The sequence below is a fragment of the Kitasatospora sp. NPDC097691 genome (assembly GCF_040302665.1).
GTDB lineage: Bacteria > Actinomycetota > Actinomycetes > Streptomycetales > Streptomycetaceae > Kitasatospora.
Window position 1 is genome coordinate 103,729 of record NZ_JBEORY010000020.1, and the last position, 19,636, is coordinate 123,364.

The following is a 19,636-nucleotide window of genomic DNA, read 5'->3' on the forward strand; positions in this document are numbered from 1 at the left end:
ACGGACCTCGTCCTGGCCCGCGCCGATCAGGCCTCCCGCATCGCGGCCACCGCCGTCATCCGGCCGACGCGGCGGGCGGGGAGGACCGAGGCGGCGAGGCCGGTCAGCACGGTCAGCGCCAGCGCGGCCAGCACCAGCAGGACGGGCGGGCCGCCCACCGTACCGATGGTCGAGGTGACGGAGCGGGCGGCGGCCCAGCCGTAGGTGATGCCGAGGGCGGTGCCGACCAGGGCCCCGGCCAGGGAGAGCAGGACCGCCTCCAGGGTGAGCATCCGGCGCAGTCGGCGGCGGGACATCCCGATGGCGCGCAGCATGCCGATCTCGCGGGAGCGCTCGTTGACGCTGAGCATCAGGGTGGCCGCGACGCCGAGGCCGGCGATGGCGACGGAGAAGGACAGCAGGGCCATGCTGACGGTCGTCAGCCGGTCCAGCATCGACCGCAGGGTGTCGGCCTGCGCGGCGGTGTCGGTGACGATCACCTGCGGGTGGTCGGCGAGGGCGCGGTCCAGGGTGCGACGGGTGCTCTGGCGGTCCTCGCCAGCGGCCGGGGTGAGCCAGACCGTGGTGACGGGTGCGCCGGGGGCGAGGCGGTCCAGGGTCGCGGGTGTGACCAGCAGGGTGGCACCCGTCTGCAGGGTGAACGGCAGGCTGCTGCGGCCGGGTTGGAGCCGCAGTTCGACACCGGCGGCCCGGCGCGGGCCGCTCTCGCCGAGTGCGCTCAGTGCGGCGCCGTCGGCGAGGGTCCGGGCCTGCCCCACGCCGTCCGCCGAGGGGTTGAGCAGGGCGGGGTCGACGGCCGCGACCAGCGTGGGCCGGCCGTCGAGGTCGACGGTGGCGGAGCGGACCGGGGCGGCGGCCAGTCCGCGTTCGGCAGCGAGCGCGGTGAGCGCCCCGGGGGGCAGGGCGCCGCCGGTGGCGGCCGCCGAGAAGACCCCGGGCTGACGTGCGGACACCACCGGGACCAGGGAGTTCGAGGTGATCTCCAGCGCGGTGACCGCGGCGACCAGCACGGTCACGCCGAGCAGCAGCGCCGAGCCGGTCGCGCCGGTGCGACCCGGGTTGAGCCGCAGCTGCTGGGTGGCGAGCCGCCCGGCCGTGCCGCCGAGCCGCCGGGCGGGCGGGCCGAGCAGGCCGACGACCGCGGGCAGCACCCGGTCGGCGAGCCGGAGCACGCCGAAGAACGAGGCGATCGCGCCGACGGTGACCGCGAGCAGCGACAGCGGCGGCGGGGCCACCGCCCCGGCCACCAGGAGGGCCGTCCCGGCGACCAGGAGCACGGCGGTCCACGCCACGGCCCGCACCCTGGCCGCCCCGCCGACCGGCGCGGGTGCGCCGCCGAGCGCGGCGACCGGCGGTACGGCCGCCGCGGCCTTCGCCGGGCCGCGGACGGCCGACAGGGTGAGCAGGACGCCGAACAGCCCGGCCGACAGGCAGGTCAGCGGGGACGGCATCAGTGAGAGGTGCACCGGTCCGAGGTCGAGCCGACCGGCCACGGCCGTCCCGGCCGCGCCGAGGCCGACCCCCAGCAGGACGCCCGCCGCCGAGGCGCCCGCCCCGAGCAGCAGCCCCTGGCGGCGGATCAGCCGTCGCAGCTGCTGCCGGTCGGCTCCGATGCAGCGCAGCAGGGCGAGTTGACGGGTCCGCTGGGCCAGCACCACGGAGAAGGTGTTGCCGACCACCATCCGCGCCACCGCGAGCGCGATCAGCACGAAGGAGAGGGCGGCGATCAGCACCATCCCGTAGACCGTGCTGCTCTGTCGGGTCGCCTCGGTGACGGAGGCCTCGCGGGTGTGGACCTCGCTGCCGATGCCGAGCGTGGTCCGCAGGGCTTCGACGGCCCGGGTCGGGGAGACGTCAGGGGCGACCCTGACGTCGAGTCCGGTGACGGTGACGCCGGTCGCGTACCGGTCGACCGCGGCGGCCGGGACGCCGACGACCGGACGCCCGGCGTAGCTCGGTGCGCCCCGCCCGTCCAGGGTGCCCACCAGCCGGGCGGTGGCGGCGGAGCCGTCGGCCCGGGCGAGGCGCACGTCGGCGCCGGGGGCGGCGTCGAGCCGGTGCGCGGTGTCGGTGTCCAGCAGCACCTCGCCGGGGCCGGCCGGCCAGCGGCCGTCCTTGAGCAACTGCCAGCGCAGCGCCGGGTCCTCGGCGACGGCGCTGATCACGGCGGTGCGGTCGAGCGGCCGCCCGTCGGCGGCGAGCACCGCGCCCCTGCCGGTCAGCCGGGGCGCCACCGCGGCCACCCCGGCGGACTGCCGGGCACGCTCGACGGCCGCCGCGTCCAGCCCGCCGGCCGTGACCGTCCTGGTCACCTGGATGTCGCCGGGGCCGACCTCGGCGGCCGCACTCTGCCGGTAGGAGTCGACCAGCGCTCCGCTGCCGCTGACGGAGGCGATCAGGAAAGCCACCCCCAGCGCGATCGCGGCGCCGCTCAGGAGCAGTTGCCGCAGTTGGCCGCGCAGCTCGGCCACGGTGTATCGGTACGTCGTCATCGTTCCCCGGCTCGTCCGCCCTGACCAGGCAGGACGCACCGGCAGGGGCTGCACCGAGCGTAGGGTCGGGGGTCGCCGCGGACCGTCAGCACGAGGTCTGTTCCATGATCACTCCGTGGACGGACCACCGGCCCCGCCGGCTCCTCCCCGAGAGGTACGGCGCCCCCGAGACGGTCCGCCCGGGGAAGCACCGGCACTCCGGAACTCCGAGGCTTCGGGACCCCGGGAACACCGCCGGGCCCCGGACACGCCGACAGCCCGCGGAACACCGGCGGCCCGGCGCGGCGCCGACCGGGCCGGAAACGGCGCGGGCCCCCGCCCTGGAGTGGGCGGGGGCCTGCGATCCGCGTTCTGTGCTGTGCCCCAGACAGGAATCGAACCTGCGACACCGGCTTTAGGAGAGCCGTGCTCTATCCCCTGAGCTACTGAGGCGTGGCCCGGTTGTGGCGAGGCCGTTCACAGCGTACCGGATCGGGGGTGGGGAGCGGGGTGGCGGACGGGTTACGGGCGGGGGCGCGGGTGCCGACGAGGCGTCAGGGCGGGTCAAGTAGCCTGCCGGGAAGTGCCTGATCCGGCGGGGCACCCCGCGCGAAGGAGACGAAGGACCCGATGAGACCTGCTGTGCGCCCGGTCGGCCGACTGCTGGGGCAGGTGTGGTTGTGGCCTGCGGTGGTGATGCTGGCCGTGGGAGCGTACCGGCTGGGTACACCGGACCTGTGGCGGGACGAGATCGCGACCTCGACGGTGGCCACCCGCTCGCCGGGCGACCTGCTGCGGCTGCTGCAGCACATCGACGCCAGCAACGGCGCCTACTACCTGCTGATGCACGGCTGGACCGCGGTCTTCGGCGACTCGACGGTGGCACTGCGCATACCGTCCGTGCTGGCCATGGCGGGAGCCGCGGCGTTCGTGGCGCTCACCGCCCGGCGGCTGTTCGGCGGGCGGGTCGCGGCGATCGGGGCCGGCCTGCTGTTCGCGGTGCCGCCGCTGGTCTCCCGGTACGCCCAGGAGGCGCGCTCGTACGCGCTGGTGACCTGTGCGATCGCGGCCGCGACCTACTTCCTGCTGCGGGCGCTGGATCGGCCGTCCTGGCGGCGCTGGGCGCCGTACTGCGCGGCCATGGCGCTGGCGGGCACGGGGCACCTGGTCTCGTTCAGCACCGTGGCCGGGCAGGCCGCCCTGGTCGGGCTGCACCTGTGGCGCACCCGGGAGGCGACGGACCGGCGGCTGCTGTGGCAGCACCCGCTGGCGGTCGCGGTGGCCGCGGTGCCCGTGCTGCCGGTGGTGCTGCTGGGCAGCAGCCAGTCGGACCGGCAGCTGGGCTGGATCGCCACGCCGTCGCTCCGCGGCCTGGCCCGCTTCGGCGAGCACCTGTTCGGCTCGGACCTGGTGTTCTACGCCTTCGTGCTGCTGGCCGTCCCGGCGCTGGCCCTGCCCGGTCGGCGGCTGCAGGCCTGGCAGGTGCTGCTGCTCGCCGAGCTGCCGGTGGTGAGCGTCTGGTTGGTGTCACGCCTCGGCGACACGTCGTACTTCCTCGACCGGTACCTGCTGTTCACGGTGCCCGCCTGGGCGGTGCTGGCCGGTGGCGGGATCGGTGCGGCGTACGGTGCGGTGGCGGCCGTCGTCCGACGCGGCCCGGCGCCCGGCAGGGCCGTGGCGGTGGCCGGGGTGCTGGCGGTGGGGCTGCTCGCCGTACCGGCCGTGGCGGCGCTGCCCGAGCAGCCCGCGATCCGGTACGTGGGCTCGCACACCGGCTCGGAGGAGCCGTTCAAGGCGGCCGCCCGGACGATCGCCGCGGGCTACCGCTCCGGGGACGGGATGGCGGCCCCGCTGGGCAACCAGTCCTGGGCGATGGTCTGGCCGGGCGTCAGCCACTACCTTCCGTCGGACGTCCACCCGTACCCGGTGTTCGTCGCGCAGAGCGCCGACGACGCGGAGGACCTGTCTCCGACCGTCTGCGCGAAGCCGGAGACCTGCCTGGGCTCGGTGTCCCGGATCTGGCTGCTGGTCCTCGGCGACACGGTCGACCCGCTGGGCGCCATGCCGACGGACCAGGCGGAGCTGCTCCGCACGCAGTACGGCGACCCGGACCAGGTCACGCCGCTCGGCGGGTTCACGCTCGCGCTGCTCGACCGCGACACGTAGCCGCAGGCCGTCGGGTTGCGGCTGAGGTCGCGGCCGCGGGGAGCGAACGCCGAAGGGGAGCCGGTGCGGACCGGCTCCCCTTCGGCGTTCCTTCGGCGACTCGGCGTCGCGGCGGCTCAGCCGCCCCGGCCGCTCAGCCGCTCGGCGGCGTCAGCGCCTCACAGCGTGCGCAGCAGGCGGGACTGGATGGACGGCGGGTTGAGGTCCGACTGGAGGGCCACCGGGACCTCCACCTTGTTGTCGCCGGCACCCACCCGCAGCGTGCCGACCTCCTTGCCGGCCTGCTCGGTGTGGCCGATCTTCGCCGCGTCCAGGGTGACCGTGCCGGAGATGCCCGGGAAGCCGGCCACCACCAGGTCCTTGGTCGCGACGAGCGGGACCGTGCCGCCGAGCCCGTCGTCCACCGAACCGACGACGTCGCCCTTCTTCACCACGGTCTGGCCGGTCACGCCGTTCTGCGCGGCCTGGATCTGCTTGCCGCTGACCTTCAGCACGGTCGGCAGGATGCCGTCGCCCGGAGCGGACGAGGTGGCCTGCTGGCCCAGGGTGACACCGAGGATCAGCCGCTTCACGCCGCCGACCTCCTTGTACGCGGCCCACATCAGGCAGCCGCCGGCCGGGGTGCTGGAGCCGGTCTTGACGCCGATCACCCCGGTCTTCGGGTTGATCAGGTTGTTGGTGTTGGGGATCTTCACGTTGTTGAAGTTGGTCTCCTGGGTGGAGACGATCTGCCGGAAGATCTCGTCCTGCATGACCTGCTCGGCCAGCTTCAGCTGGTCCTTGGCGGTGGACTTGGTGTCCGCGTTGTAGCCCGCCGGGTCCGCGTAGATGGTGTTGGTCATGCCGAACTTGGAGGCGGTGTCGTTCATCGCCTTGACGAACGCGTCCTCGGAACCGGAGTGGAAGCGGGCGAGCAGCCGGGCCACGTTGTTGGCCGAGGGCAGCATCAGTAGCTCCAGTGCCTGGTACTCGGTGAGCACCTGGTTCTCGACGAGCGTCACCTTGGACTCGTCGACGTTCCCGGACTCCTGCGCGGCCTGCTTGTCGACGGTGATCTTCGGGCCGCTCTCCCCCTTCTTCAGCGGGAACTTCTGCAGGATCAGGTAGGCGTTCATCACCTTGGTGACGCTGGCGATCGAGGCCGGCGTCTCCTGGCCCGAGCTGCCGAGGCTGCCGACGCCGACCACCTCGGCGGCGGACTGGCCCTTGGCCGGCCAGGCGAGGTCCAGCTGGTCACCGGAGAAGCTGAAGCTGCCCGCGGCGGTCATCTTCGTCCTGGCGTCCGGCAGCGGGCGCAGCAGCTGGGCCACCACGACCGCGCCGAGCACCACGGCGAGGAAGGCGGTCCAGATCGTCACCCGCTTGAGGGCGCGGCGCAGCGGCGAGACCGGGCGGGCGTTGAGGGAGGCCAGGACCTCCATCGCCTCCGCGGTGTTCTCGGGCGAGGGCAGCGGCTCCGGGGAGGGCAGCGGCTCGGGCCGGGGCATCGGCGGGACCGGCGGCACCGGCCGCGGGTCGGGCTCGGGCAACGGCTTCGGGGCCGGCGTCGGTCCGGGCGCGGGCTTGGGGGCCGGCTTCGGCCGCGGCTCCGGACCGGGGACCGGCTCGGGCTCCGGTACGGGGGCCGGCGCCGGCGGCTCGGGCACGGTGCCGACCCCGGCGGGGGCGCGCAGCGGCTTGGGCTTCTCCAGCTTCTCGGCCTGACCCGACTTCTGACCGGGCTGCCCGGTCTCGGTCAGCGTGACGGGGGCGGCGTCGGCGGGAGAGTCCTCGGCGGAGGTGCCTCCGGGCTCCTCTGCCTCCTCGGCTTCGTCGGTGTCGTCGGTGTCGGAGTTCTCGGCTCCGTCGGTGTTCTCGGCGCGGGCTCCGGTGCCTTCGGCCTTCGTGGAGTTCCGGGCCTCCTCGGGCTTCGCCTCCGTGCCGGTCTCCTCGGCCTTCCCGTCCGCGGCGGCCTTCCCGTCCGCGGCGGTCTCGGCGGCCTCGGCGGCCTTCGCGGCAGCCTCGGCGGCCTTCCCGGCCGGCGCGGCCCCGGACCCGACGGCCTTCGGCTCGGCTGCGGCTCCGGCGGGCTCGGCCGCCTTGTCCTCGGCCTTGTCCTCGGCCGTGTCCGCAGCCTTCTCCGCCACCGCCGTCTTCGTCCGCATGGCGAGACGCGGGTCGGCGCCGGACGCACGCTCGGCGGGCTTCTTCGGCCCGGCCTCCGCCGACGGGGTCTCCTTCTTCTCCCCCTCACCACCGGAACTCCCGTTTCCGGCGGCCTTCACCAGCTCCTCGGGCAGCCGCAGCGCGGTGGTCTTGTTGTCCACCGGCAGCCGCAGCATCGTCGTCTTGCTGTCCACATCCCGGACGCGGAGCTGTACGGTCGAGCCGCCCTTGGCCCCGGCCGCCGGAGCGTCGCCGGACTCCTTCGCCGACTCCTTCGCCGACTCCTTCGCCGACTCCTTCGCGGGCTCCTTCGCAGCGGCCTTCGCGGGCACCGCCGCGGACGGCTCCGCAGGTGCCTTCACCGGTGCCTTCGCGGGCGCCTCGCCGGAGGTCGACGCAGAGCTGCCCGACGAACCGTCCGAGGAGGTCGCGGCTGACGCCCCGGCAGCCGCCGGCCCGGAACCGCCCTCGGCGGCACCGGCCGTCGCACCGGTCCGTTCGCGTTCGCGGCCCCGCTCCCGCTCGCCGTCCCTCAGCACCCTGTCGGGGGACTCGCCCACGTATCCCAGCCTCCTCAACGCCCGTCGGGGCACCGGCGAACCCGATTTCGGGAAGCCGACGCCCCGCCCCGTGTATCCGTACAGTCTCCGCCACCGACGGCCGTTCCCACCGCGCACACCCCGCCCGACCGGCGCTTATTGCCATCGCTCGGCCGCACCGCGGTCTGTTCACCGGTCAGACGCCGGGCCTGCGGTCGCCGGTTCCGCGCCTTCACCGCAAGGTCACGATTCGGAGGCGTACTCGACAAGCCCGTGTGAGAGGCGTCACCCTGTCTCTCATCCACGCGGGGAGGCTTGGATGGGCAAGAGCCGCAGAACTGTTCCCGAGGAACTCTTGCTGCTCGCTTTGGACCCGACCACGGGTACCACGGCGCAGCCGCAGACCCTCGACCTCGGACTCGCCGGGGCGCAGCTCGTCGAGCTGTCCCTGGCCGGACGGATCGTACCGGAGGGAGACCGGATCGCTGTCGTACTCGCGCGGCCGACCGGCGACCCGACCCTTGACCACGCACTGGAGTTGCTGCGCCGACGCGGCAGTCCGGTCCGCGCGGCGCACTGGATCGGCGGGCCCCGGCTGGGGCTGCGGCAGACCTATCTGGCGCACCTGGAGCGCTGCGGCATGGTCACGGCCGTGCCGGGTCAGGTGTGCGGGGTGCTGCCGACGATCCGGTACCAGGCGTCCGACGACTGCACCAACGCCGCGATCAAGCAGCGGCTGGACACCGCGATCCGCACCGGTGTGCCGCCGGACCCGCGGACCGCGGCGCTCGCCGCGCTCGCCCACTCGGTGGGGCTCGGCAAGCACCTGTACCCGGGCAACGAGGGCCGGTCCTCGCGGTCACGGCTGCGCGACCTGATCCGGTACGACCCGCTCGGCGGGATGGTCGCGCACGCCGTGATGGACGTGCAGAACGGCCTGCCGGCGCAGCAGAACCGTTCTTCCCAGGCCGTCGGGGCCGCCGCCCCCGCGACCGGTCGCTCCGGGTCCCGTACGGCGGGCCGGGGGTCGGGCGGGCGGGTCCCCGCCTCCCGGGTCGGCGTCCGCTGACCGGGGCCCGCTGACGGACGGGCGGGCGCACGATACACCGTCCGACGCACCCGAGGGCACGCCCGACGGCGCGTGCCGCGTCGCCCACGCCCCCGGAGGCGCCGAGCGACCCGACGCACGACCGGTACCAGTGGCACCTTGAGCACGAGGAGCGCCACCCGCGCCACCCGCACGACGAGCACCACCAGAAGCACCGAGGGGCGGTCGCCCCGCGACGCAAGTCGCCCGGCGACCGCCCCTCTTGCCGTCCCCGGAGGCCTGCGGCGGCGGCCCCCACACCTGCCGGAGGCACGTGCGGAGGCGCCCCGGGGACATCCGTCGCACTACCTGTCCGACTACCTGTCCGAGTCGTCGAGCCGCATTACCACCTGGGGGCTTTCACTGTCCCGCGGAAGCGCTTTTCCGATGATCTGTTCTACCGCGCTGCCGTGATTCCCCGGCGCCGACCTGGCCCCAGGTGACATGCTGCTCCAAGTCAGGGGGGTTGCTCCCAATGTCCGAAGTGTTCCGAGGGCTGCCGTTCCAACGATCACCAGAGGTCCGGCCGGAGGTCGAAGTGTCCGCCAACGTCAATCCCACCGTCCGCCGCCGACGCCTCGGCTCCGAGCTGCGCAAGCTCCGCGAGGGCCTCGGCATGACGGCCGAGGAGGTCGCCGGCCGGCTGATGGTCTCCCAGTCCAAGATCAGCCGGCTGGAGAACGGTCGCCGCAGCATCAGCCAGCGGGACGTGCGGGACCTCTGCGACGTGTACAAGGTGACCGACGAACAGATGCGCGCCAGCCTCATGGAGATGGCCAAGGAGTCCCGCCAGCGCGGCTGGTGGCACGACTTCAACGACATGCCCACCCCGTACAGCGTCTACATCGGGCTGGAGGCCGAGGCCTCCTCGATCCGCGCGTACGAGTCCTCCTTCGTCCCGGGCCTGCTGCAGACCGAGCAGTACGCCCAGGCCGTGGTCGAGGGCACCCAGCCGGACACCGACGCGAACGCCGTGCAGCGGCGGGTGCAGGTCCGGATGAAGCGCCAGGAGCGCGTCCACGGCGAGAACCAGCTGGGCAGCCTGTGGACCGTCATAGACGAGGCGGTGCTGCGCCGCGAGGTCGGCAGCAAGGCGGTGATGGCCCGCCAGCTGCAGCAGATGCTGGAGCTCAGCGTGCGCCCGAACATCACCATCCAGGTGATCCCGTTCTCGCACGGCGCGCACCCCGGCATGACCGGGACATTCTCCCTGCTGGAGTTCCCGGAGTCAGCCGATTCCACGGTTGTCTACTTCGAAGGTGTGACGAGCGATCTCTACCTGGAGAAGGAGGCTGATGTGCGCCGCTATACCGGTCTGTACGACTACCTGAGGGCGGCCGCACTCGGTGTCGCGGAGAGCCGGTCGCTGATAGCCGACATCGAAAAGGAATTCCACGAATGATCACCCCGTCCGAGTACGGAAACCGATGGCGCAAGAGCAGTCACAGCGGCGGCCAGGGCGCCTGTGTGGAGATCGCCGTCCCGGGTGCGGGGGCGGTGGCCGTCCGGGACTCGAAGGACCCCCGCGGGCCCCAGCTGCGCTTCTCGACCGAGGCCTGGAACGCCTTCGCCACGGCAGCCGCGGCGGGCGCCTTCGGCGGACTCCCGGGCTGACGGTTCCGTACCCGGCGCGTCACGCGGCGCTCGGCCGCTCGCGGGGTGTTCAGCCCGTCGCGGGGTGTTCAGCCCGTCGCGGGGTGTTCAGCCCGTCACGGGGTAGCGGACGGCCCAGTTGACGCCCTCCGCCGTCCGCTGGTCGTGCAGTTCGGCGCCGTGCACCAGCTCCAGCACGAAGTCGTCGGCGAGTTCGAGGACCGCCGCGCGCCCCTCGACGCCCGCCACCAGGCCCGGCGGCAGCGCGGTGTCCCCGTGCAGCACCCCGAGCAGGTTGCCGCAGATCGCGCCGGTGGAGTCGCTGTCCCCGGAGTGGTTGACGGCGAGCAGCAGGCCCGAGCGGACGTCGTGGGCGACCAGCGCGCAGTAGACCGCGATCGACAACGCCTCCTCGGCGACCCAGCCCTCCCCCAGCGCCTCGACCCGGTCGGCGGAGGGCTCGCCGGCCCGGACGGCGTCCAGCGCGGCCCGCAGCGCGGCCGTGGTCTCCTCGTGCGCCTGCCGCTCGGAGAGCAGGGCGAGCGCGAGGTGGACGCCCTCCTCCAGGGTGCCGCCGCGCGCCACCGACTGGACGATCACCGCGAACGCACCGGCCGCGAGGTAGCCGGTCGGGTGGCCGTGGGTGAGCACCGAGCACTCCACGGCGAGCTGGAACACCAGGCCCGGCTCCCAGGTGGTGAGCAGCCCGAAGGGCGCCGCCCGCACCACCGTGCCGCAGGCCTTGGAGTGCGGGTTCTTGGGCCGCTCCAGGGTGCCGAGCCGCTCGGCGTCGGGCCCGGTGAGGCCGGACAGGCAGCCCTGACCGGGCGCGCGCTGGGCGTACAGCCACTCCTCGCGGCCCAGCCAGCCGAGGTCGGGGCGGCGCTCGTCCGGGCCCCAGTCGCGCTGGGTGGCGGCCCAGCGCAGGTAGGCCAGGTGCAGGTCGGTGGGCGGGTGCCAGCTGCCGGTGTCGCGCCGGATGTGGGCGCGGATGAGGCCGTCGACGGTGAACAGGGTGAGCTGGGTGTCGTCAGTGACGGCGCCGGTGCGCCCGTACGCGGGGACGTAGCCGGTGACGCCCTGCGGCCCGTGCTGGGCCCGGATCTTCTCCAGGGCCTCGAACTCGACGCCGGCGCCGAGCGCGTCGCCGATGGCCCCGCCGAGCAGGCAGCCCCGCACCCGGCTGCGGTAGTCCTGCTGCTGGGCGCGTGACCACAATGGCATCACGACGGGGCGCCTTTCCTCGGGATGGGGCCGCACGACGCTCGGCCGGTCGCGCGCCCTGGCACTGTATTCGAAGAAGCGAACCGATCGACCGGATCCATCGAACACCAGCGCTTCAACAATTTGTTGCCACCCTGCCATCGCGCGGCCATGACCGACCACCCGGGACTGCCTACCGTGCCGGGCCGTGACCATCTCCCGCACCCGTACCACCGCCGCGGTCGCGCTGGTCGGGGCCCGCCATGTCCGGGCACTCCCCCGGTCGGGACCCGTCGTGTCCGGGCACTCCCCCGGTCGGGACCCGTCGTGTCCGGGCCCCGCGGTGCCCGCGCCCCGGCGGAGGGCCCTCCGCCGGGGCCGGGCCGGTCAGTCCAGTACGGGCAGCAGCTCCGGCAGGTGGCCGTCCGAGGCCAGCGCCGCGGCCCGGCGCTCGGCCGGCACCTCGCCGTAGGTGGTGGTGCGCTGACGGTGCGGACGGCCCGCGGCCTCGGCGATCGCCTGCAGGTCGCGCACCGACTTGTAGCTCCCGTACGCCGAGCCGGCCATCCGCGAGATGGTCTCCTCCATCAGGGTGCCGCCCAGGTCGTTGGCGCCGGAGCGGAGCATCTCGGCCGCGCCCTCGGCGCCCAGCTTGACCCAGCTGGTCTGGATGTTGGGGATGTGCGGGTGCAGCAGCAGCCGGGCCATCGCGACCACCGCGCGGTTGTCCCGGGCGGTCGGGCCGGGCCTGGAGATGCCGGCCAGGTAGACCGGGGCGTTGGTGTGGATGAACGGCAGGGTCACGAACTCGGTGAAGCCGCCCGTCCGCTGCTGGATCCCGGCGAGCAGCCGCAGGTGGCCGAGCCAGTGCTGCGGGGTGTCCACGTGCCCGTACATCATCGTGGACGAGGACCGGATGCCCAGCTCGTGCGCGGTGGTGACCACCTCGACCCAGGTCGCGGCCGGCAGCTTGCCCTTGGTGAGGACCCAGCGGACCTCGTCGTCCAGGATCTCGGCGGCCGTGCCCGGGATGGTGTCCAGGCCCGACTCCTTGGCCCGCTGCAGCCAGTCCCGGATCGACAGGCCGGTGCGGGTCGCGCCGTTGACCACCTCCATCGGGGAGAAGGCGTGCACGTGGATGCCGGGCACCCGCTCCTTCACCGCGCGGGCGATGTCGAAGTAGGCGGTGCCGGGCAGGTCCGGGTGGATGCCGCCCTGCATGCAGACCTCGGTGGCACCCACCTCCCAGGCCTGCGCGGCCCGGTCGGCGACCTGCTCCAGCGAGAGGGTGTAGGCGTCCGCGTCGGTGCGGCGCTGGGCGAAGGCGCAGAAGCGGCAGCCGGTGTAGCAGACGTTGGTGAAGTTGATGTTCCGGGTGACGCAGTAGGTGACGTCGTCCCCGACGGCGGCGCGGCGCACGTCGTCGGCGATCCGGCAGAGCGCGTCGAGGGCCGGGCCGTCCGCGTGGAAGAGGGCCAGCGCGTGGTCGCCGGTCAGCTTCGTCGGGTCGTCGGCCGCCACCGCCAGGGCCTGCCGGAGGTCCCCGGCGAGGCGCTCGGGCGCGCCCTTCGCGAGCACCTGCTCGCGCAGCACCTCCCAGTCGCCGTACACGTCCTCGAAGTCGGCCCGGCGGTCCCCGGTGCGGCCCTCGGTGTCGATGGTGGCGTGCAGGTCGGTCCGCCCGTACGACTCCGGCAGGTCCTCGGGCTCCTGCCAGGGCAGGCCGCGGACCACCGCGTCCGGGTTCGCCAGGCCGGTCTCGGGATCGGCCAGGGCGCGGACGTGCGGCAGCACCCGCGGGTCCAGCCAGGGCTCGCCGTGGCGCACGTAGTCGGGGTAGACGGCGAGGCGCTCGCGCAGCTCGAAGCCGGCTGCCGCCGAGCGTTCGGCCAGTCGCTCGATCTGCGGCCAGGGGCGCTCGGGGTTGACGTGGTCCGGGGTGAGCGGGGAGACCCCGCCCCAGTCGTCGATGCCGGCCGCGATCAGCCGCTCGTACTCGCCGTCCACCAGGTTCGGCGGGGCCTGCAGGCAGGCGCCCGGGCCTAGCAGGTGCCGGGCGACGGCCACGGTGGCGACCAGCTCGTCCAGTTCGGCGTCCGGCATGCCGCGCATCGCCGTGTCCGGCTTGGCGCGGAAGTTCTGCAGGATCAGCTCCTGGATGCCGTGGTACGCGCGGGAGACCTTGCGCAGCGCGAACAGCGACTCGGCGCGCTCCTCGTACGTCTCGCCGATCCCGATCAGCAGGCCGCTGGTGAACGGGACGGAGCTGCGTCCGGCGTCCTCCAGCACCCGCAGGCGGACGGCGGGTTCCTTGTCCGGGGAGCCGTGGTGCGGACCGCCGGGCTCGCTCCACAGCCGGGTGGCGGTGGTCTCCAGCATCATGCCCATCGAGGCGGAGACCGGCTTGAGCCGCTGGAAGTCCGTCCAGCTCAGCACCCCGGGGTTGAGGTGCGGCAGCAGCCCGGTCTCCTCCAGGATGCGGATCGACATCGCCCGCACGTACGCGATGGTGTCGTCGTAGCCGTGCGCGTCCAGCCACTCGCGGGCCTCGGGCCAGCGGTCCTCGGGCTTGTCGCCGAGCGTGATCAGGGCTTCCTTGCAACCGAGTTCGGCCCCGCGCCGGGCCACCTCCAGCACCTCGTCGGGGGACATGAACATCCCCTGCCCCGCGCGGCGCAGTTTGCCGGGGACGGTGGCGAAGGTGCAGTAGTGGCACTTGTCGCGGCACAGCCGGGTGAGCGGGATGAACACACTCTTGGAGTAGGTGATGACGCCGGGACGGCCGGCCGCTTCGAGGCCGGCGTCGCGCACCCGGGCGGCGCTCGCACAGAGGTCCCGCAGGTCCTCGCCTCTGGCTTGCAGCAGTACGGCGGCCTCGGTCACGTCGAGGGCGACGCCGTCCCGGGCGCGGCGCAGGGCGCGGCGCATCGCGTTCGCGGTCGGGGGGTTGCTTGCGTCCATGGCGGTTCCGTCCATGGCGCGACCCTACGCCAGCGGTGGTACCCCGGGATGAGCAACCCTGAGACCGTCTCAGGGTCGGCATACCCACGAAGGCCAACCCGATCTGGCCCTGCAGGGCGATGACGCCGGTGGCGCGGCGGCCTCTAATGGAGGGGTAAGGCCAAGCGCACGTGTCCGCAGAGGAGTTGAGTACGCCATGACCAATGAGACGGTGACGGGGGACGACCAGGACGGCGGTGTTCCGTACCGCTCGCGGCGGCGCGTCCTGGTGCGTGCCGGGGTGCCGCTGGCGGTGGCCACGGTGATCGCCGCGGGGGTCGGGCTGGTGCCCGCGCTGGCCGCCGACTCCCCTCCCGACCTGCCGACGCTGACGGCGGAGCAGGTGGTGGCCAAGGCCCTCGGCTCCCAGACGCAGGCCCTGTCCGGGACGGTCTCCGTCAGCACCGACCTCGGCCTGCCCAGCCAGCTGCTGGGCATGGCCGGCGGGCTCGGCGCGGCGGCGTCCGGGCACGGCGGGGACGCGTCGGGCGCGTCGGCCGACCCCCAGTCCAAGCTGCTCGGCCTGCTCGGTGGCGACCGGACGCTGCGGGTCGCGGTGGACGGCCCGGACCACCAGCGGGTCGACATGATGGAGAACATGGCCGGCTACACGGTGGTCCACAACGGCGACCAGGCCTGGGCCTGGGACAGCTCGACCAACAGCGCGGTACACATGACCGGCCGGGCCGCCGACAAGCACCCGCAGGCCCCGCTGTCCGAGCTGCCGGCCACCCCGCAGGACGCCGCCCGGCAGTTCCTGACCGCGAGCGCCGGCACCACCTCGGTCACCGTGGCCGGGACGGCCAACGTGGCCGGGCAGAAGGCCTACCAGCTGAGCGTGAAGCCGACCCAGAGCGGCTCGACCGTCGCCGAGGTCCGGATCGCGGTGGCCGCCGACAACGGGGTGCCGCTCTCGGTGGCGGTGAAGTCCACCGACGGCACCACCGTGCTGGACGTCCACTTCACCGACGTGTCCTTCGCCAAGCCGGCCGCCAAGACCTTCGAGTTCACCGCGCCCAAGGGCGCCAAGGTGACGGAGCAGAAGGCGGACGGGGCAGCGGCCGAGGGCAAGGCCGACGGCAAGGCCGCGGCCAAGGGCGGCGCCAAGGAAGGGGCCAAGGACCACCAGGGCACGAACGTGATCGGTGAGGGCTGGACGGCCGTGTTCACCACGCAGCTGCCCGGCGGCCCGATCGAGGCGCCGAAGGGCGACGGCAAGCACGGCGGCCACGGCTCGGTGAACCCGCAGGGGCTGATGAAGTCGCTCGGCAAGCAGGTCGACGGCGGCACCCTGATCGGCACCAAGGTCGTCAACGTCCTGCTCACCGACGACGGCCGGGTCTTCGCCGGCGCGGTGACCCTGCCGACCCTGCAGCACGCCGCCGGGGTGAACTGACGGATGACCAAGACTCCCGTAACGGGGGACGTTACGGAGTCGGCCGGGGGTCCGGGCGCCGAACCGCGCCCGGCCCCCGCTCCCGTTCCGCCCGCTTCCCCTGCTCCCGCCTCCGCCGGTCCGGCCGGTTCCGCCGCTTCAGCCGCTTCAGCCGCTTCAGCCGTCGACGACGTCATCAGGACCCGCGGCCTGACCAAGCGCTTCCGGGGCGGCCAGCTCGCCGTGGACGGCCTGGACCTGGCAGTCCCGCGCGGCTCCGTCTTCGGCTTCCTGGGCCCCAACGGCTCCGGCAAGACCACCACCATCCGGATGCTGATGGGCCTGATCGCCCCCACCTCGGGCATGGCCACCGTCCTCGGCGAGTCGATGCCGCAGTCCGTCGCCACCGTGCTGCCCCGGGTGGGCGCGCTGATCGAGGGCCCCGCGCTGTACGGCTTCCTCTCCGGGCGGGACAACCTGGTCCGGTTCGACGCCGCCGACCCGACCGCCGACCCGCGCACCCGGTCGCAGCGGGTCGACGCGGCGCTGGAGCGGGTCGGCCTGAGCGCCGCGGCGGGCAAGAAGGCCCGCGCGTACTCGCTCGGCATGAAGCAGCGCCTGGGCCTGGCCTCCGCGCTGCTGCAGCCCCGCGAGCTGCTGGTGCTGGACGAGCCGACCAACGGACTGGACCCGCAGGGCATGCGGGAGATCCGGGCGCTGGTCCGGGAGGTCGCGGCGGAGGGCACCACGGTGTTCCTCTCCTCGCACCTGCTGGACGAGATCGAGCAGGTCTGCACCCACGCGGCGGTGATGTCCCGGGGCCGGCTGGTGGTGCAGGGCACCGTCGCCGAGCTCGCCGCCCGGGCGCAGGGCCGACTGGTGGTCCGCACCCCGGACGTGGCGCAGGCCGCCGAGGTGCTGGCGGCCCACGGGGTCGCCGCCCTGGTGCCCGGCGAGGGCCGGCTCGACGGCGAGTTGGGCGAGCGGAGCGACGACGCGCTGCCCAAGCTGTGCGCGGCCCTGGTGGAGGCCGGGGTGCGGGTGCACGGCTTCGGGCTGGAGCGGGGCACGTTGGAGGACGCCTTCGTGGCGCTGACCGGGGAGGGCTTCGATGTCGCGGGCTGAGGCGCTTGCACCGCGTACGGGCCGGCGGCCGCAGACGGCGGCCGGGTTCCTGGCGCTGTTCCGCAACGAGCTGCACCTGACCTTCCGCCGACTGCGCACCAAGGTGCTGCTGGGGATCCTGGCGCTGCTGCCGATCCTGATCGGGGTGGTCGTCAAGCTCAACACGGACAGCCCGCACGAGGGCGGCGGCGGTCCCAGCTTCATCGCGCAGACCACCCAGAACGGACTGTTCCTGGTCTTCACCGCGCTGGCGGTCGCGCTGCCGGTCTTCCTGCCGATGACGGTCGGCGTGGTCGCCGGGGACTCGGTGGCGGGCGAGGCGGCCACCGGGACGCTGCGCTACCTGCTGGTCGCCCCGGCCGGGCGGACCAGGCTGCTGGCCGCCAAGTTCACCGCCGGCCTGGTGTTCTGCCTGGCCGCGACGGCGGCGGTCGCGGCCGCGGCGCTGGCCACCGGCGCCGCGCTCTTCCCGCTCGGCGAGGTCACGCTGATCTCCGGTGACACCATCGGCTTCACCGACGCGCTGCTGCGCGCGGTGCTGGTGGCCGGCGTGGTCGCCGTCTCGCTGGCCGGGCTGGTCGCGATCGGGCTGTTCGTCTCCACGCTGACCGGCAGCGGCATCGCGGCGATGGCCGCGACCGTCGGGCTGGTGATCACCGTCCAGATCCTGGACGCCTTCCCGCAGCTGGACGCGATCAGGCCGTTCCTGTTCACGCACTACTGGCTCAGCTTCTCGGACCTGCTGCGCCAGCCGATGTACTGGGACGACGTGCTGAAGAACCTCGGGCTGCAGGCCGCCTACGTCGCCGTGTTCGGCTCGGCGGCCTGGTCCCGCTTCACCAGCCGGGACATCAGCGCGTGACGGTTCCGGCGGGTGACGGTTCCAGCGGGTGACGGCCCCGGCCCGTGACGGCTCGGGGCGGCTGACGGCTCGTGACGGCTCGGGGCGGCTGACGGTTCTCAGCGGGTGACGGCCGCCCCGGCCGTCTGCGCGGGTGCGGGCTGCGGCACGGCCGCGGCCCGCACCGCGCGGTCGGCCCGCACCTGGCGCAGCGCGTCCCAGGTGAGCACCGCGAGGGCGGCCCAGACCAGGGCGAAGCCGGCCCAGCGGGCGGGCGGCATCGACTCGTGGAAGACGGCGACGCCGATCAGGAACTGGAACACCGGCGCCAGGTACTGCAGCAGCCCGAGCACGGTCAGCGGCACCCGGACGGCGGCCGCGCCGAAGAACAGCAGCGGGATGGCGGTGATCACACCGCTGAGCATCAGCAGCCCGGAGTGCCCCCAGCCGTACGAGCCGGCCACCGTGTGCCCGAAGGTGCCGTGCCCGCTGAGTTCCAGGTAGACGAGGTAGCCGAGGGCGAACGGGAACATGAAGGCGCTCTCCGCCGCGAGGCTCTCCAGCCCGCTCAGCCCGATCTTCTTCTTCAGCAGGCCGTAGGTGGCGAAGGAGAACGCGAGGGTCAGCGCGATCCACGGCAGCCGCCCGTACGCGACGCTCAGCACCGCGACGGCGAGCGCGCCGACGCCCACCGCCGTCCACTGCGCGACGCGCAGCCGCTCCTTGAGCACCAGGACGCCGAAGGCGATGGTGACCAGGGGGTTGATGAAGTAGCCGAGGCTGGTCTCGACGACGTGTCCGGCGTTGACGGCCCAGATGTAGACGCCCCAGTTGACGGAGATCACGGCGGCCGCGCCGGCCAGCATGGCGATCCGGCGGGGCTGGCGCAGCAGCGGGCGTATCCAGCCCCAGTGCCGCTGGGCGACCAGCAGCAGGACCACCGCGACCAGGGACCAGACCATCCGGTTGGCCAGGATGTCGTCGGCGGCGCCCGGCTCCAGCAACGGCCAGAACAGCGGGAAGAGCCCCCAGATCCCGTAGGCCGCGACGCCGTACCAGAGGCCCCGGCCGTTGTCCTGCTGCTCTGTCTGTGGCATGGCCGAGTGCCCTTCCGCGCGCGTGTGGTCGAGGTGACCGTAGCTGGCGGAAGGGCAGGCTGTCATCTCCGTTTCCGGATTTTGGTCATGACATTGTTTGAATGCTGGACTTCCTGGGCGTTTCAGGAGCTCAGCGCGGCCCGGACCGAATCGGCCAGCGGGGCGGTCGGGCGGCCGATCAGCCGGGCCAGGTCGCCCGAGGTGCCGGCCAGCTCGCCGCGCGCGATGCCCGCGTCCACGTCCACGAACACCTCGGCGAAGCCCTCCGGCATCCCCGCACCCACCAGCACCTCGCGGTGCTCGGCCGGGGTGACGTCCCGGTGCACGACCGGCTTGCCCGAGGCCTCCGCCAGCTCGGCGGCCAGCTCGGACAGGCTCCAGGCCGCGTCACCGCTCAGCTCGTACGCCTTGTTCTCGTGGCCGTCGCCCTCGCCGGTCAGAACCGCCACGGCCGCGTCCGCGTAGTCCCGCCGCGGGGCGGTCGCCACCCGGCCGTCCCCGGCGCTGCCGAGCACCACGCCCCGCTCCAGCGTGCCGGCCACGTCGCCCAGGTAGTTCTCGGTGTACCAGCCGTTGCGCAGCAGCGCGTAGGGCAGACCGGAGGCGAGGAGCAGCTCCTCGGTCGCCTTGTGCTCGTCGCCCAGCCGGAAGGTCGCCGCGCCCAGGATGCTGGTGTAGGCGAGCAGCGCCACCCCGGCGGCCTTGGCCGCGTCGATCACCGCGCCGTGCTGGGACACCCGGCTGCCGAACTCGTTCCCCGAGATCAGCAGCACCCGGTCACCGGCCGCGAAGGCCCCGGCGAGCGTCTCGGGCCGGTTGTAGTCCGCCTCGTGGACCCGCACACCCCGCTCCGCCCACTCCCCGGCCTTGGCGGCCGAGCGGACCACGACCGCGATCTCGCTCGCCGGCACGGCCTCCAGCAGGCCCTTCACGACCAGGCGGCCGAGCTGTCCGGTGGCTCCGGTGACGACGTACATGGTTCTGCTCCCTGTGG

Annotated in this window: 13 protein-coding genes and 1 tRNA gene; 7 read left to right on the forward strand and 7 right to left on the reverse strand. The window is 73.8% G+C overall.

Annotated elements, in window-relative coordinates:
- Positions 1 to 26 precede the first annotated feature (26 nt).
- A complete protein-coding gene (locus ABTY56_RS16900) occupies positions 27 to 2,492 on the reverse strand; it encodes an FtsX-like permease family protein (protein WP_350629568.1) in 2,466 nt (821 codons plus the stop codon).
- Between the two features lie 359 nt (positions 2,493 to 2,851).
- Positions 2,852 to 2,924, reverse strand: a tRNA-Arg gene (locus ABTY56_RS16905).
- Between the two features lie 177 nt (positions 2,925 to 3,101).
- Here ABTY56_RS16905 and ABTY56_RS16910 point away from each other — a divergent pair.
- A complete protein-coding gene (locus ABTY56_RS16910) occupies positions 3,102 to 4,637 on the forward strand; it encodes a glycosyltransferase family 39 protein (RefSeq protein WP_350629569.1) in 1,536 nt (511 codons plus the stop codon).
- A 158-nt stretch (positions 4,638 to 4,795) separates the two neighbouring features.
- Here the strand turns inward: ABTY56_RS16910 and ABTY56_RS16915 are convergent, their stop codons facing one another.
- Positions 4,796 to 7,342, reverse strand: coding sequence for a serine hydrolase (locus ABTY56_RS16915; protein WP_350629570.1), 2,547 nt, complete (start codon positions 7,340 to 7,342; stop codon positions 4,796 to 4,798).
- Positions 7,343 to 7,640: 298 nt separating this feature from the next.
- Here ABTY56_RS16915 and ABTY56_RS16920 point away from each other — a divergent pair, with 298 nt between their 5' ends.
- The 3 genes from ABTY56_RS16920 to ABTY56_RS16930 all read left to right on the forward strand — a co-directional run bounded on the left by ABTY56_RS16920 (position 7,641) and on the right by ABTY56_RS16930 (position 10,022).
- Positions 7,641 to 8,390, forward strand: a complete 750-nt coding sequence (locus ABTY56_RS16920) for a GOLPH3/VPS74 family protein (RefSeq protein WP_350629571.1) — start codon at positions 7,641 to 7,643, stop codon at positions 8,388 to 8,390.
- A 556-nt stretch (positions 8,391 to 8,946) separates the two neighbouring features.
- Positions 8,947 to 9,810, forward strand: coding sequence for a helix-turn-helix domain-containing protein (locus tag ABTY56_RS16925; protein ID WP_350629572.1), 864 nt, complete (start codon positions 8,947 to 8,949; stop codon positions 9,808 to 9,810).
- Positions 9,807 to 10,022 (forward strand): DUF397 domain-containing protein, encoded by a 216-nt coding sequence (locus ABTY56_RS16930; RefSeq protein ID WP_350629573.1) that lies wholly within the window; start codon positions 9,807 to 9,809, stop codon positions 10,020 to 10,022. Before ABTY56_RS16925 ends, ABTY56_RS16930 begins: the two co-directional genes overlap by 4 nt.
- A gap of 87 nt (positions 10,023 to 10,109) precedes the next feature.
- On the opposite strand, the gene ABTY56_RS16935 is transcribed toward ABTY56_RS16930, so the two are convergent.
- Entirely contained in the window at positions 10,110 to 11,225 is a 1,116-nt protein-coding gene (locus ABTY56_RS16935) for an ADP-ribosylglycohydrolase family protein (RefSeq protein ID WP_350629574.1), read from the reverse strand.
- A gap of 366 nt (positions 11,226 to 11,591) precedes the next feature.
- Positions 11,592 to 14,180: a bifunctional FO biosynthesis protein CofGH gene (locus ABTY56_RS16940; protein WP_350629575.1), complete on the reverse strand. Its 2,589-nt coding sequence runs from the start codon at positions 14,178 to 14,180 to the stop codon at positions 11,592 to 11,594.
- A gap of 181 nt (positions 14,181 to 14,361) precedes the next feature.
- Here ABTY56_RS16940 and ABTY56_RS16945 point away from each other — a divergent pair, with 181 nt between their 5' ends.
- Genes ABTY56_RS16945 through ABTY56_RS16955 form a run of 3 tightly spaced genes read left to right on the forward strand, consistent with a single transcriptional unit; the run spans position 14,362 to position 17,566 of the window.
- The gene (locus tag ABTY56_RS16945; protein WP_350629576.1) at positions 14,362 to 15,600 is read left to right on the forward strand and encodes a LolA family protein; all 1,239 of its coding nucleotides are present in this window, start codon (positions 14,362 to 14,364) and stop codon (positions 15,598 to 15,600) included.
- A 3-nt stretch (positions 15,601 to 15,603) separates the two neighbouring features.
- Positions 15,604 to 16,704, forward strand: coding sequence for an ABC transporter ATP-binding protein (locus ABTY56_RS16950; RefSeq protein ID WP_350629577.1), 1,101 nt, complete (start codon positions 15,604 to 15,606; stop codon positions 16,702 to 16,704).
- Positions 16,691 to 17,566, forward strand: a complete 876-nt coding sequence (locus ABTY56_RS16955) for an ABC transporter permease (protein ID WP_350629578.1) — start codon at positions 16,691 to 16,693, stop codon at positions 17,564 to 17,566. Before ABTY56_RS16950 ends, ABTY56_RS16955 begins: the two co-directional genes overlap by 14 nt.
- 98 nt (positions 17,567 to 17,664) lie before the next feature.
- Here ABTY56_RS16955 and rarD read toward each other — a convergent pair whose 3' ends face one another.
- A complete protein-coding gene (gene rarD / locus ABTY56_RS16960; RefSeq protein WP_350629579.1) occupies positions 17,665 to 18,642 on the reverse strand; it encodes an EamA family transporter RarD in 978 nt (325 codons plus the stop codon).
- A gap of 122 nt (positions 18,643 to 18,764) precedes the next feature.
- Entirely contained in the window at positions 18,765 to 19,619 is an 855-nt protein-coding gene (locus ABTY56_RS16965; protein WP_350629580.1) for an SDR family oxidoreductase, read from the reverse strand.
- Between the last annotated feature and the right edge of the window lie 17 nt (positions 19,620 to 19,636).

What these genes read in the sequence shown, in the direction of transcription:
- ABTY56_RS16900 (WP_350629568.1), bottom strand. Translation starts at nt 2,492, where the DNA reads ATGACGACGTACCGATACACCGTGGCCGAGCTGCGCGGCCAACTGCGG.
- ABTY56_RS16910 (WP_350629569.1), top strand. Translation starts at nt 3,102, where the DNA reads ATGAGACCTGCTGTGCGCCCGGTCGGCCGACTGCTGGGGCAGGTGTGG.
- ABTY56_RS16920 (WP_350629571.1), top strand. Translation starts at nt 7,641, where the DNA reads ATGGGCAAGAGCCGCAGAACTGTTCCCGAGGAACTCTTGCTGCTCGCT.
- ABTY56_RS16930 (WP_350629573.1), top strand. Translation starts at nt 9,807, where the DNA reads ATGATCACCCCGTCCGAGTACGGAAACCGATGGCGCAAGAGCAGTCAC.
- ABTY56_RS16935 (WP_350629574.1), bottom strand. Translation starts at nt 11,225, where the DNA reads ATGCCATTGTGGTCACGCGCCCAGCAGCAGGACTACCGCAGCCGGGTG.
- ABTY56_RS16940 (WP_350629575.1), bottom strand. Translation starts at nt 14,180, where the DNA reads ATGGACGGAACCGCCATGGACGCAAGCAACCCCCCGACCGCGAACGCG.
- ABTY56_RS16945 (WP_350629576.1), top strand. Translation starts at nt 14,362, where the DNA reads ATGACCAATGAGACGGTGACGGGGGACGACCAGGACGGCGGTGTTCCG.
- ABTY56_RS16950 (WP_350629577.1), top strand. Translation starts at nt 15,604, where the DNA reads ATGACCAAGACTCCCGTAACGGGGGACGTTACGGAGTCGGCCGGGGGT.
- ABTY56_RS16955 (WP_350629578.1), top strand. Translation starts at nt 16,691, where the DNA reads ATGTCGCGGGCTGAGGCGCTTGCACCGCGTACGGGCCGGCGGCCGCAG.
- rarD (WP_350629579.1), bottom strand. Translation starts at nt 18,642, where the DNA reads ATGCCACAGACAGAGCAGCAGGACAACGGCCGGGGCCTCTGGTACGGC.
- ABTY56_RS16965 (WP_350629580.1), bottom strand. Translation starts at nt 19,619, where the DNA reads ATGTACGTCGTCACCGGAGCCACCGGACAGCTCGGCCGCCTGGTCGTG.